The organism is Saccharothrix sp. 6-C, assembly GCF_016695385.1.
GTDB lineage: Bacteria > Actinomycetota > Actinomycetes > Mycobacteriales > Pseudonocardiaceae > Actinosynnema > Actinosynnema texasense.
The window spans coordinates 3,036,995-3,049,953 of sequence record NZ_CP064192.1 but is presented as its reverse complement, the minus strand read 5'-3'; the positions used below and the strand labels follow the sequence as shown (position 1 = coordinate 3,049,953).

General features: G+C 71.7%; 8 protein-coding genes. All 8 read right to left on the bottom strand.

Translation table 11 applies throughout. From position 1 onward, the window contains the following. Window position 1: 1 nt before the first annotated feature. On the bottom strand, window positions 2-865 hold the full coding sequence (locus IOD16_RS13455; protein WP_123747790.1) for a 3-hydroxybutyryl-CoA dehydrogenase: 864 nt from the start codon (window positions 863-865) through the stop codon (window positions 2-4). Between the two features lie 62 nt (window positions 866-927). Next, window positions 928-1,923: a 3-oxoacyl-ACP synthase III family protein gene (locus IOD16_RS13450; RefSeq protein WP_201440317.1), complete on the bottom strand. Its 996-nt coding sequence runs from the start codon at window positions 1,921-1,923 to the stop codon at window positions 928-930. An 11-nt stretch (window positions 1,924-1,934) separates the two neighbouring features. After that, entirely contained in the window at window positions 1,935-2,132 is a 198-nt protein-coding gene (locus IOD16_RS41445; RefSeq protein WP_201440316.1) for an acyl-CoA carboxylase epsilon subunit, read from the bottom strand. Beyond that, the gene (locus tag IOD16_RS13440; RefSeq protein WP_123741932.1) at window positions 2,132-3,676 is read right to left on the bottom strand and encodes an acyl-CoA carboxylase subunit beta; all 1,545 of its coding nucleotides are present in this window, start codon (window positions 3,674-3,676) and stop codon (window positions 2,132-2,134) included. Before IOD16_RS13440 ends, IOD16_RS41445 begins: the two co-directional genes overlap by 1 nt. A gap of 5 nt (window positions 3,677-3,681) precedes the next feature. Further along, on the bottom strand, window positions 3,682-4,989 hold the full coding sequence (gene ccrA, locus IOD16_RS13435; RefSeq protein WP_201440315.1) for a crotonyl-CoA carboxylase/reductase: 1,308 nt from the start codon (window positions 4,987-4,989) through the stop codon (window positions 3,682-3,684). Window positions 4,990-5,478: 489 nt separating this feature from the next. Continuing rightward, window positions 5,479-7,356 (bottom strand): hypothetical protein, encoded by a 1,878-nt coding sequence (locus IOD16_RS13430; protein WP_201440314.1) that lies wholly within the window; start codon window positions 7,354-7,356, stop codon window positions 5,479-5,481. Between the two features lie 208 nt (window positions 7,357-7,564). Continuing rightward, the gene (locus IOD16_RS13425; protein WP_201440313.1) at window positions 7,565-9,925 is read right to left on the bottom strand and encodes a family 43 glycosylhydrolase; all 2,361 of its coding nucleotides are present in this window, start codon (window positions 9,923-9,925) and stop codon (window positions 7,565-7,567) included. Window positions 9,926-9,975: 50 nt separating this feature from the next. Then, window positions 9,976-12,897 (bottom strand): family 43 glycosylhydrolase, encoded by a 2,922-nt coding sequence (locus IOD16_RS13420; RefSeq protein WP_201440312.1) that lies wholly within the window; start codon window positions 12,895-12,897, stop codon window positions 9,976-9,978. Window positions 12,898-12,959: the final 62 nt, after the last annotated feature.

Genomic DNA, 12,959 nt, shown 5'->3' with positions numbered 1-12,959 from the left:
GTCACGGCTGGTAGATGTGGAAACCGCGGCCGGTCTTGCGGCCGAGCAGGCCGGCGTCGACCATGCGCAGCAGCAGGTGCGGCGGGCTGTAGTGGGGTTCGCGGAACTCGCCGTACATCGCGGTCGAGATGGCGGACACCGTGTCGAGGCCGATCAGGTCGGCCAGCGCCAGCGGCCCCATGGGGTGCGCGCAGCCGAGCGTCATCGCCTTGTCGACGTCCTCGGCGGAGGAGAAGCCGCTCTCCACCATGCGGATGCCCGCCAGCAGGTACGGGATCAGCAGGGCGTTGACGATGAACCCGGCCCGGTCGCCGGAGCGCACGGGCTGCTTGTGCAGGGTCCCGGCGACGAAGGCCTCGGTGCGCGCGTACACGTCGGGGTCGGTGAGCAGCGAGCCGATCAGCTCCACCAGCGGCATGGCGGGCACCGGGTTGAAGAAGTGCACGCCGATCACGTGGTCGGGTCGGGAGCTGACCTTGGCGAGCCGCGAGATCGGGATGGACGACGTGGTCGACGCGAGGATCGCGTCGGGCGCCTCGACGACCGCGTCGATGCGGCGGAACACCGAGAGCTTGGCGTCCTCGTCCTCGGTGGTGGCCTCCACGACGAGCTGCCGGTCGGCGAGGTCGGCGAGGTCGGTGGTGAACACGACGGCGGACAGCGCCGCGTCGCGCTCGGCCTCGGTGATCTTCTCCTTGCGCACGGCCTTGTCCAGCGACCTGGTCAGCCGGGCGCGGCCGGCCACCTCGGACGCGGGTCGGGACACCGCGACCAGGACGTCGAGCCCGGCGCGGGCGGCGACTTCGACGATGCCCGCGCCCATGGTGCCGCAGCCGACGACACCCATCTTCTTGATCTCGCCCATCACGACCACGCCGCGCGTTCCGACCGCCACGCCCGGCTCGTCCGTCTCGACTGTCGTGCTCATCAGGAGGCCCACCTCATCAAGCAGGATCCGATCGCCATGCCGCCGCCGAACCCGGCGAGCAGCACCAGCTGGCCGGGTGCCAGCTGGCCGGTGCGGTTGGCTTCGTCGAGCGCGACGGCGACCGACGCGCTGCCCGTGTTGCCGTACTTCTCGACCGTGCGGTGCGTGGTGGCGGAGGTGAGGCCGCACAGGCGCACCAGGTCGTCGATCATCACGCCGTTGGCCTGGTGCGGCACGAAGTGGTGCACCTCGGCGAGGTCGATGCCCGTGCGGCTCGCGAGGCCCGCCAACGCGGGTGGGACTTCGCGTTCGACGAACTCCCGGACCTTGCGGCCCTCCATGCGGAAGTAGTGGCTGCCGTCGGCGACGGTCTCGGCGGAGGCGGGGAGCCTGCTGCCGCCCGCTTCGACGCGGATCAGGCCGTGCTCGTCGCCGCGGCTGGCGAGGTCGAAGCCGATGATGCCGCCGCCGTCCGCGGCCGGTCCCACGACGGCCGCGCCCGCGCCGTCGGCGAACAGGATGGCGGTGCGGCGGTCGGAGTGGTCGAGGATGCGGGAGTAGACGTCGGCGGCGACGACGAGGGCGTGCGCGCCGGGTTTCTGCGTCACCAGGCTGTGCGCCAGGGCGAGGGCGTAGACGAACCCGCTGCACACGACGTTCACGTCGAGGCAGGCCGCGCGGTAGGCGCCGAGGGCGTGCTGGACGACGTACGCGGTGGGTGGTTGCGGGTGGTCGCCGGTGGAGGTGGAGACGATCAGGTAGTCGATCCGGTCCACGTCGAGCCCGGCCTGCTCCAGGGCCGCGGTGGCCGCGTGCACGGCGAGGTCGGAGGTGGCTTCGCCGGGTGCGGCGAAGCGGCGGGTGCGGATGTGGGTCTTGCGTTCGATCCACTCCGGGGTGACGCCGACCCGCTCCGCGATCTCGGCGTTGCCGATCTCCTCCTTGGGCAGGTACGAGCCTGTCCCGAGGATCCCGACGGGCTGTCTGCGGTGCACGTGTCCACTCCTCACGAGCGCCAGGACCCGGCCGGGTGGAACCGCACTGGGGGAATGCGGTTCCACCCCGCTCGGGGGCGTTCCGGAGGCCCGACGCGTCGCCGTGCGCCCGCCGCGAGGGCGAGCACCACGGCGGTGAGCGCCGCGAGTTCCCGGTCGTCTGGGACTCCGCCCCGGATCACCTGGATGGATGTCTGTAGCGCGGTCATCAGACCGGCGGGTTTCCGTGCTTGCGGGACGGGAGGTCCGCGTGCTTGCCACGCAGCATGTCCAGTGCCCTGATCAGGGTGAGCCGGGTGTGCCTCGGGTCGATCACGTCGTCGACCAGGCCCCGTTCGGCCGCGTAGTAGGGGTGGAGCAGCTCGCTCCGGTATTCCTTGATCTTCTGGGCGCGCATGGCGGCGGGGTCGTCGGCGGCGGCGATCTCGCGGCGGAAGATGACGTTGGCCGCGCCTTCGGCGCCCATGACGGCGATCTCGTTGGTGGGCCAGGCGAGGGAGATGTCGGCGCCGATGGAGCGGGAGTCCATGACGATGTAGGCGCCGCCGTAGGCCTTGCGGAGGATGAGCTGCACGCGGGGCACGGTGGCGTTGCAGTAGGCGTAGAGGAGCTTGGCGCCGTGCCGGATGATGCCGCCGTGCTCCTGGGCGACGCCGGGCAGGAAGCCGGGCACGTCGACGAGGGTGACGAGCGGGATGTTGAACGCGTCGCACAGCTGGACGAACCGCGCGGCCTTCTCGCTGGCGTGGATGTCCAGGACGCCGGCGAGGACGGCGGGTTGGTTGGCGATGACGCCGGTGACGTGGCCGTCCAGGCGGATCAGGGCGCACAGGATGTTGTCGGCCCAGGTGGGGCTGATCTCGAAGTGCTCTCCGTCGTCCGCGATCTCGGCGATGACGGCGCGCATGTCGTAGGACTGCTGCGGGTCGGAGGGGACGAGGTCGAGCAGCGCGTCGGTGGTCCGGTCGGCGGGGTCGTCGGAGTGGGCGACGGGCGGCAGCTCGCGGTTGTTGGCGGGCAGCAGGGAGAGCAGGTAGCGCACGTCGGCCAGGCAGCTCTCCTCGTCGTCGTAGGCGAAGGTGGCCACGCCGGAGACGCCGGCGTGCACGTCGGCGCCGCCCAGGCCGTTCATGTCGATCTTCTCGCCGGTGACGGCCTGGACGACGTCCGGGCCGGTGATGAACATCTGCGAGGTGTCGCGGACCATGAACACGAAGTCGGTCAGGGCCGGTGAGTAGGCCGCGCCACCGGCGCAGGGCCCGAGCATGACGGAGATCTGCGGGATGACGCCGGAGTTCCGGGTGTGGCGCTGGAAGATGCCGCCGTAGCCGGCGAGGGCGGTGACGCCTTCCTGGATGCGCGCGCCCGCGCCGTCGTTGAGGCCGACCAGCGGTGCGCCCGCGGCGGCGGCGAGGTCCATCACCTTGTGGATCTTCTCGGCGTGCGCTTCGCCGAGGGCGCCGCCGAAGACGCGGAAGTCGTGGGCGTAGACGAAGACCGTGCGGCCTTCGACCATCCCCCAGCCGGTGATGACGCCGTCGCTGTGCGGTTTGCGGTCCTCCATGCCGAACCCGACCGCGCGGTGCCTGCGGAACGGTTCGATCTCGTGGAAGGAGCCTTCGTCCACGAGGAGCGCGATCCGCTCGTGCGCGGTGAGCTTGCCCTTGTCGTGCTGGCGGCGGGTGGCGGAGGGGTCGGGGCCCTGGTGCACCGACTCGCGCAGCGCGGTGAGCTCGTCGACCCGCTCCCGCATGCTCGTCACGGCGTCACCCGCAGGAGGTTGAGGCGGTCTTCCCCGATGCGGGCCCGCAGGTCGGGGTCGGTCACGCCGAGACCGGCCTCCGGCGCCAGGCACAGCACGCCGACCTTGCCGACGTGCTCGTTGTTCTGGACCAGGCGGGCGGCTTCACCGACGTCTTCGAGCGGGTAGACGGCCGACAGCACGGGCACGACGTGGCCGAGCTGGAACAGCCGGTTGCACTCCCACTGCTCCTGGAGGTTCGCCGCGTGGCTGCCGATGATCCGCTTGAGGTTCATCCACAGGTAGCGGTTGTCGAATTCGTGCTGGTACCCGGTGCTCGACCCGCAGGTGACCACGGTGCCGCCCTTGCGGACGACGAAAACGGAGATGCCGAACGTGGCGCGGCCGATGTAGTCGAAGGCGATGTGGGGGTCTTCGCCGACTTCCCGGCGGATGGCCCGGCCGAGGACCTTGCCCATTTCGATGGCGTGCTGCCCGTCGCGGGGCGTGGTCAGGCCGATTTCCGCGCGGTTGATGACGACGTCGCAGCCGAGCTTTCGGGCGACTTCCGCCTTGGCCTCGGAGCCGACGACGCCGACCGGGATGCCGCCGCCGTTCTTGACCAGTTGCACGGCGTTCGCCCCGAGGCCGCCGGTGGCGCCCCAGATGAGCACGACGTCGCCCTGCTTGACGCGGGCGCCCTTGTCGCTGACGAGCATCCGGTAGGCGGTGCTCGCGCACAGCGGCGCGGACGCCGCCTCCTCCCACGTGAGGTGGGCCGGTTTGACCAGCAGTTGGCTGGCGCGCACCACCGCGTAGTGGGCGAGGCCGCCGAAGTTGGTCTCGAAGCCCCAGATGCGCTGGTCGGCGCCGAGCATGCCGTCCGCGTGCGTGGCGGGTTGCTGGTCGTCGACCTGCACGCAGCTCACCACGACGTGGTCGCCCGGCTTCCAGTGCCGGACGCCGTCGCCGACCCGCACCACGACGCCGGAGGCGTCGGAGCCGAGCACGTGGTAGGGCAGGTCGTGCCGCGCCGCGTATCCGCCCTGCTTGCCGAACCTGCGCAGGAATTCGAAGGTCGAGACCGGTTCGAAGGTCGCCGACCACACCGTGTTGTAGTTGATCGAACTGGCCATCACCGCAACGAGCACCTCGTCGGGGGCGATTTCGGGCATGGGGACCCGACCGACCCTGAGCGATTTCCGGACGTCTTTGTCCTGAGCGACACCGAACATCTCCGCGTCGTCGGCGACGACGTGCGCGGCGAGGTATTCGGTGGGAGGCGCCGAGGCAGCGATGGAATTCAATTCCATCCCACCAGCCATGGCGCAAAGCTACGACCGGCCGGTGAACACGGCCAACCCCTAGGGCTCCCCTAGCCCCGACCCCGGGACGGGGCGATCGGGTCCCGTGACCGGGGTCCGACTCCGGCCGGGCTAGAGGCGACCGACTGAGCGGCCGGTCGCCTTGGGCCGCGTCACCGGGTACTTCACTTGTCCGACACCGGGCGTGAGCGCCCGGTTACCCAGGACGCACAGGGGTCGGGTCCGCCAGGGTGGTCTTCGGGACCGCGCAAGGCCGTGCCGGCGACCTCCGGCGAACGGCCGATCAGCACTGTGACCTGCGTCTCAGGTTCGAGGACAGCGTTACGTCGACCTTGCCGGAACCCGGTCTTCGGGGGTCTCGACGATCTTGCCCACCGGCGGCCAGGAACGCCGCGACGCGCTTGGCGGTGCCCGGGTCGACCACGTCGGTGAAGGCCGGGTAGCGGTGGACGGTCGGCGACGGGTCCGCCGACCGCCACCCCGGTGAGGTCAGGCGACGCCGAACGAGTACGTGGCGTCGTAGGTGCCGACCGTCCCGTCGGGCCGGACCGCGTAGACGCTCAGGCTGTACCAGCCGGGAGCGGGTGGCGTCCAGGTGATCGTCGCGGTGCCGTCGGAGCCGGCGGCGACCTCGGTGTGCGGCTCCAGCCAGTCGAAGGAGTACCGGTACGCGGCGGCCCCCGACCACGTGGGCGGCGGCGTGAAGGTGAACGTGCCCGGCACGTCGGCCCCGCCGTGCGGGACGCCGTCGGCGGGGTAGCCCTCCGAGGTCACGCCCGGCCACGGCGGGAAGTCCAACGACCAGGACGCCCGGTCCGACGTCCAGCCGTTGTCGCTGCGACTGCGCACGGACACCTGGTGGCCGTTCTCCCGGTCGGCGCGGAACGTGACGGTCGCCGTGCCGTCCGGACCGAGCGGGACGACGCGCTGCTCCTGCCCGTCGAGCTGGTAGGCGAAGTCGACGGTGCGGTCGGCGACGTCCGCGTGCGGCGTGAACCTCAGCGTCACGTCGTGGCCGAACCGGGGCGGCTCCCCCACCACGGACACCGCGGGGTAGCTGCTGGGCACGAAGATCTGGAACGAGACCGGCTGCGAGCTGCGGCCCGCGGCGTCGATGGCCCGCACCCGCAGCTTTCGCAGTCCCGAGCCGGGCGGGGTGAGGGCCGCGGTGGCCGTGCCGCCGAGCCGGTCGGCCCGGACGGTGGTCCCGCCGGTGAACCGGTCGGGGCAGATCAGCCTGTTCAGCTCGCCGTACGTGCAGCCGGGCACGGAGAACTCGCCCCAGGTCCACTCGAAGCCCTTGACGTCCTCGTCGCCGCCGCCGTCGAAGGTGAACACGCCCGGCTCACCCACCGGGGCCCACCCGGATTCGTCCAGCGGGTAGTTGGCGGAGGTCACCGCCGGCGCGGGCGGGTCGGTCCCGTCGACGGTGAAGTGGCACGGCTCGGACCACTCCGAGGTGTCGACGCCGTCCGTGACGCGGGCCTGCCACGAGTACGTGCGCCCGTCGGTGAACAGGCCCGCCGCGAACTCCCACCGCGCCACCCTGGTCGTCCCGGTGTGCTGCGCGCGCTGCTCGGTCCGAGCCGCCGGGTCGTCCTGCGGCCACAGCGCGAAGTCGACGGCGCCCCCGGAACCCCGCTGGTCGTCCGGGTCGGGGTCGGCCGGCAGTGCTTCGAGCACGACGAAGTGCTTGCTCAACCTCGGGTACGGGGCGGTGGTCGCGCAGGGCAGGCCACCGTTGTACCGGTGCTGCTCCACGATCGACGGGGCCCGGTTGTGCTGCACGGTCAGCGCGGCGCCGTAGTACCCGTCGAGCGTGCGGCCGTACTGGACCTCGCGCTCGAACCGCACGGGCACCGCGATCTCCAGCGTGATCCGGGACTTGCCCCGGCTCAGCGCGTCGCGCACGACCGCCGCCACGTCGAAGGACGGGTAGCCGACGCAGAGGTCGGTGGCGGTGAAGTCGTCCGCCCAGCGCTTGCGCTCCGGCGCGGTCGCCCACGTCGGGTCCACGGTGGCGGTCTCCGTCTCCCACAGCTCGATCGCGCGCTTGGCGCAGTCGGCCACCGCGCTCTCGCGCAGGTGCAGGGTCGCGGCGCCGACCCCCGCGTCCACGAACGCGGCGACGTCGAACGTCAGGTGGACGCGCGACACGTGCGGCCGGCCGGCCGACTTCGACGCGCCCAGCGGCACGTCCTGGCCGGCCCAGGGGAACGCGGTGTGCGGTGCGGCGGAATCCGTGTGCGAGGCCGAAACCGGGAGGAGCCGGCTGTAGTGGGGTGCGGCGGTCGCGGTTCCCGGCAGTGCGGTGAGCGCGACCGCGGCGACCCCGCAGAGCGCGAGCAGGGATCTTCGTGTCGACATGGTTCCCCCCGATGTCTTGTGCGGCCGGACCGGGTCCGGGCCGACCACCGGACATCCTCGCGCACAGCGACGTCCCGCCACGGCGTTTCCACCGGACGGACCACCGGAACCCGATGGAGAACCGCGGCGCGCCGCACGCGCACCGCCCGCCGGCCCCGGGCAGCGAGGCCGTGGCGGCCCGAGGGGGATCGGGCCGCCACGGCTCAGGTCAACGGCAGGTGCGGGCTTCGTAGGGGATGGACAGGGTGGTCGACACCGGGTGACCGTCGATCGTCGCCGTGGCGGTGGCGGTCGCCGTGCCCGCGGTGATGCTCGACTGCCGGGTGTTGAACGGGTGGGAGCGGGTCTTGCCCGGTCGGACGTCGTCGAACGACTTGGCGCCGTAGGGCGTCTCGACGGTGATGTCGACGGGGACGGACTCGTGGTCGGTGACGTGCACGGTGAGCTTGACGTGCGGGCCGGCGCAGCGCGTGTCGGCGCTGCCCGCGACCTTCAGCGACGGCTTGGCGAACTGCCAGCTGTCGACCTCGACGAGGTCCTTGCCGTCGGGTCCGACGAACGTGAAGTACACGTCGTGGACACCGGAGACGCCGTCGAGCCCTGCCTCGACGTCGGCCCACTCCCCGATCGGCGCGTCGACCGGGATGGTGGTGACCACCGGGCCGGCGCGGTCGTCCAGGCGGACCTGGATGGCCGTGCCCGCGGTGAGCGGCTTGACGCGGGCCGACACGCCGGTGGCGCCGCTGCCGAAGTCCGCCGACGACAGCGAGGTCCAGTCGCCGTTGTCGACGTCGTGCAGCGCGAGCTGCGGCACGTCGTTCGGCGCGTTGAGCCGCTTCGTCGCCAGGCCCTGCTGCCAGGCGATGGTCTCCGCCTCGACCTTCCGGTAGGGGTCGAGGTCGCGGATCTGCTCGACGCCGTCGAAGGTGCCCAGCACCTCCTTGACGGTGCCGTCGGCGTTGAACTCGAGCTTCGCGATGTGCGGGCTGCGGAAGCCCTGGGTCGCGCCGCCGGTGATGCGGCGGTTCAACGTCTGGGCGTGGTAGGTGAAGTAGTGCTCGCCGCCGAGCTCGAAGACGGACTGGTGGTTGTTGCCGCCCGCGCCGAAGTAGACGCCGGGGTTCTTGAAGATGACGCCGGCGTAGTTCGCGGGCGTCCACGGCCCCATGGGGTTGTCGGCCATGAGGTAGGCGATGGCGCCGGTCGGCGGGCCGTTCGGGTCGATCGGGCCGCCGAAGCCGAAGTTGGACGAGTAGGAGTAGTAGTACTTGCCGTCGCGCTTGAAGACGTGGCCGGCCTCGAACATCAACGGCGCGTCGATGGTCTCCGCCGCGCCCTCGGTGCTGATCATGTCGTCGCCGAGCTTGATGACGCGGGTGGACTTGGGGTGGTTGGTGTTCTCGGCCGAGTTGGAGCCGTCGTTGCCGCCGCCACCGAAGTAGAGGTAGCCCTGGCCGTCGTCGTCGACGAACACGCCCGGGTCGAACAGCCAGTTGCGGCCGTCGGACGCGCCCGGCGTCTGGCTCGTGATGAGCAGGCTGCCGCGCTCGTCGCGCCACGGGCCCAGCGGCGAGTCGCCGACCAGGACACCGGTGGCCGCGCCGTTGTTGGCGAAGTACAGGAAGAACTGCTCCTTGCCGTCCACGACCCGGCTCTCGACCGCCGGCGCCCACGACTGCGAGGCGTACGGGGCCAGTCCGTTCGGCCCGGCGACCGGGATCTCGCCGTGGTCGGTCCAGTTGACCAGGTCGTCGGAGGAGATGACGGTGATGGTGTTGATCCCGCCGTAGGTGTTGGTCGGCGAGGTCCCGTCCGGGCCGGGGTTGTACACCTGGGTGTCGTTGGTCATGTAGACGTACACCCGGCCGTCGTGGACGAAGGCGTTGCCGTCCGCGCCGAACTTGTGGGAGATCAGCGGGTTGCCCTCGCCGGGGTTCTTGCCCAGGACCTCGATGGTGGTCGACGGGGTGAACTCGCGCAGGGTGACGTCGTCCACCGTGAAGTCCATCAGGTGGACCGCCGGCGCCGCCGCCGGGTCCGCCGTCCACGGCGTCTCCACGAAGATCCGCGGGGTCGCGACGCCCTGGGCGGCCGGGATGGTGAAGGTGCCCTGGAGCAGGCCCCACTGCCCGCGCGGCGTCGTGCCGGTGCCGAGGTTGGTGTAGGTGGAGCCGCCGTAGTGCATGGTCACGAAGAACTGCTTCGTGGCCGGGCTGTCGGGGTTGTCGTACTTCACCCGGGCGGTGACGGTGTAGGTCTTGCCGGCCTGGACCTTGCCGGCCAGGTCCTGCGCGGGCCCCGACCCGGTGGTCTTCCGGTTGGTCACCCGCACCGCGCCCGTGCCGCTGTAGGCGTCGGCGGTGGGCGCGAGGGCGGCGCCGTCGGTGGCGTTGCCGCTGTTGACGGTCCAGCCGGTCAGGCCGTCCTCGAAACCGGGGTTCGTGACGAGGTTCGGCTCGGCGGCGGTCGCCACCGGGGTGGCCGCCAGGCCGGCGGCGACCAGGGCGCCGACGGCGGCGAGGACTGCGGCTCTTCGCCGCCCCGACCGCTGCGGACGTTGTTGTTCCACGGGATCTCCTTGTGCTGTGTGCTTCGGCGGATCTGCTCGCGGGCGCGGAGCTACTCGCAGGCGCGCCCGTCGTGCGGGACTTCGAGCGCGACCGAGCGCGGGACGCCGTCGACCGTCGCCGACGCCGTGACCGACACCGACCCGGCCGGCACGTCCGACTCCCGGGTCGTGAACGGGTGGGAGCGGGTCTTGCCGGGCGGGACGTCGCGGAACGACTTGGCGCCGTACGGCGTGGTGATCGAGACGTCCACCGGGACCGCCTCGTGGTTCGCCACCTCGACGGTGAGCTGCACGTGCGGTCCGGCGCACCGGGTCCGCGTCGACGCCCGCACGGCCACCGGCACCCTGGCCACCCCGAGCCGCGCCAGCTCCAGGCTCAACGCCCGTTCCGGCGCGTCGACCTGGTTCTGCGTGCCGAACGCGGTCCGCCGCGCGGCCTGGGCCTTGCGCAGGGCTTCCCGCATGGCGGACCACGCCGCGGCCGGGTAGTGGTGCTCGTCCAGGGTGGACGCGTGCGCGATGGCGGCGTCGAGGGCGGTGGTGTCGAGCGGCTCGCCCTGCGCGGTCAGGGTGTCGCTGAGCAGGAAGTGGTCGAAGTCGACGGTCCCGCCGGCCTGCTTCGTCGCGTAGTTGAACAGGCCCCACCGGTGGCCCATGAAGTGGGCCAGGCTGCCGTCCAGGGTCTGCGGTCCGACGCGCTGCCCCAGGCGGTGCCAGTTCAGCCCGTCCAGGCTGTAGTGGAACGTCGTCCAGCCCTGGCCGGTCGGCGCGTCGAACTCCACGTCGCCCTTGAGGTGGACCTCGGTGGCGTCGCCGAGCGGCACCTCGGTGCCGGGCACGAAGCTCTCCGCCGCCGCCCGGTCGAACGTCACCGGGAACGGCTGCACCCGGTTGACCACCCCGAGCGTGGCCCGGCCGTCGACCCGCTTCACCGCGGCGTAGGAGAACCCGCGGTTGTACATCGCCAGGCCCGCCACGTCGCCGTCCTTCATGCCGGCGAAGTCGAGCTTGGTCTCGGCCGAGCCCTTCGGGCCGAACGTCCGCTGCGAGAGCGTGTTGCGCGCCTCCTCGAACCACGTCAGCCCGGCCCGGTTGGACAGCTTGCCGTAGACGTAGTCACCCGTGAGGACCTTGCCGGTGGTGAGCCTCAGCCAGCCCTCGCGGTCGGTCAGCGACCAGTGGCGGTTGTCCGGGGCGTGGTTCCACTCCCACGCCAGGCCGAGCCGGGAGCCGTTGGGCGCGACCTCCGCCTCGGTCGGGTGCTCGGTGGTCACCGGTTGCCCCACCACCGACACGTCGTCGAGCAGGTACTCCACGGTCGACGACGGCGGCTGCGGGTTCGCCCAGGGCGTCTCGACCGCGAACTTGACCTTGTCGACGGCGGCCGCCGCCGGGACGGTGTAGCGGCCGGAGACCGTCGTCCACCGGCCGACCGGGACGTCCCCGGACGCCATCACCTGCACGCCCGCGCCCCAGTCGGCGGCGAGGTTGAACCGCACGGTCGCCGGGCCGGCCGCGTACTTGACCCTCGCCGACACCGCGTAGGTCACGCCGCGCTGCAGCACGCCGTCCAACTGCTGGTTCGGCCCGGAGCCGTTCAGGGTCCGGTCGGCCACCTTCAGCGCCGTGGCGCCGTCGACCGGCTCCAGGGCGAGCCGCGCGCCGAACTGGGCCGCCCACGGCGTCACGGCGCCGGACTCGAACCCGGGGTTGCGCACCAGCTCCACGCCCAGGAGCGACTCGTCGACGTCGGGCGGGGACGGGATGGTCCACCGCTCGTCCATGTAGGCCTTGTGGGGCGCGTCGTTGGCGAAGTCGTCGGAGGCGACCAGGCTCTTCTGGCGCTCCAGGGTCTCCTCGGCCGGGCTGAGCCGGATCGGCTTGTCGAACAGGCCGTTCACCGGCACCGCGCCGGCGGTGCCGAACGTCGGCCAGCCGTCCTGCCACGTGGCGGGGATCAGCGCCGGGATGCGACCGACCGGGAACGAGTCGCGGAAGAACATGCCGTGCCAGTCGGTGCGGCCGCCGTCGCGCGAGATCGGCACGAGGCTGCCCTGGGCGAAGCCGTTGGAGTTCAGCGCGCCGCGCGCCTGGTAGGGGTTGGCGCCGTCGGCGGTCGCGTAGCGCCCGAGCAGGTGGGGCGAGCGGAAGAGCACCACCTGGCGTCCCTGCCCGGACGGCCACGTGATGATCACGACGTAGTAGTTCCCGTCGATGTACTGGACCTGGGCGCCCTCGAACAGGCCGCCCAGGAACGGGGACCCCGGGAAGTCGGCCGGCCGCAGGATGTTCGGGTACTCCGCCACCACCCGCGTCAGGTCGGGGCTCAGCTTGACCGCGCTCGTCGAGCCCGACCCGTAGAAGATGTAGGGCGTGCCGCCGTCCCGCTCGTCGAAGAACAGCGACGGGTCGTGGAACGCGCGCCCCAGCGGCACCCGCGTCCACGCGCCGTCCTCGATGTCGTCGGTGCTGTAGAGGTAGGAGCCGCCCAGGTTGTTCGTGTTGAAGGCGACGTAGAACTTGCCGCCGTGGTAGCGCAACGACGACGCCCACTGGCCCTGGCCGTAGGAGTTCTGGCCGTTGCGCAGCGAGAACGAGTCGCCGATGTCCAACCGGTCGAAGACGTAGTTGACGACCTCCCAGTTGACCAGGTCGTAGGACTTCATCACCGGCGCGCCCGGGCTCAGGTGCATGGTCGTGCTGATCATGTAGTAGAGGTCGCGGCCCTCGTCGTTCTCGGCCGCCGGCACCCGCTCCACGCTGACGTCGGGCACGTCGGAGTTGAGCAGCGGCACGGAGTAGGAGCCGTCGCCCTTGTCGGTCGACGTGTAGGACGACGCGGGCGTCCACTCGTCCGCCGCGTGCGCGGTGACGGGGACCAGGCCGGCGGTCAGCAGGACCGTCGCGGCGGCGGCCGGCAGCATGCGCATCAGCCGCCGGGGGCGTGGGCGGGAGTGGACGAGCGGAGGCATGGCGGCTCCAGGAACGGTGGTGACGGGGGTCGGACTCGGTGGCGCTGAACGGGGACCGCGCC

Bases quoted from the DNA above. Each gene is read 5' to 3' on its own strand.
- IOD16_RS13455 (WP_123747790.1), bottom strand. From the start codon at position 865: ATGGGCGAGATCAAGAAGATGGGTGTCGTCGGCTGCGGCACCATGGGC.
- IOD16_RS41445 (WP_201440316.1), bottom strand. From the start codon at position 2,132: ATGACCGCGCTACAGACATCCATCCAGGTGATCCGGGGCGGAGTCCCA.
- IOD16_RS13440 (WP_123741932.1), bottom strand. From the start codon at position 3,676: ATGCGGGAGCGGGTCGACGAGCTCACCGCGCTGCGCGAGTCGGTGCAC.
- ccrA (WP_201440315.1), bottom strand. From the start codon at position 4,989: ATGGCTGGTGGGATGGAATTGAATTCCATCGCTGCCTCGGCGCCTCCC.
- IOD16_RS13430 (WP_201440314.1), bottom strand. From the start codon at position 7,356: ATGTCGACACGAAGATCCCTGCTCGCGCTCTGCGGGGTCGCCGCGGTC.
- IOD16_RS13420 (WP_201440312.1), bottom strand. From the start codon at position 12,897: ATGCCTCCGCTCGTCCACTCCCGCCCACGCCCCCGGCGGCTGATGCGC.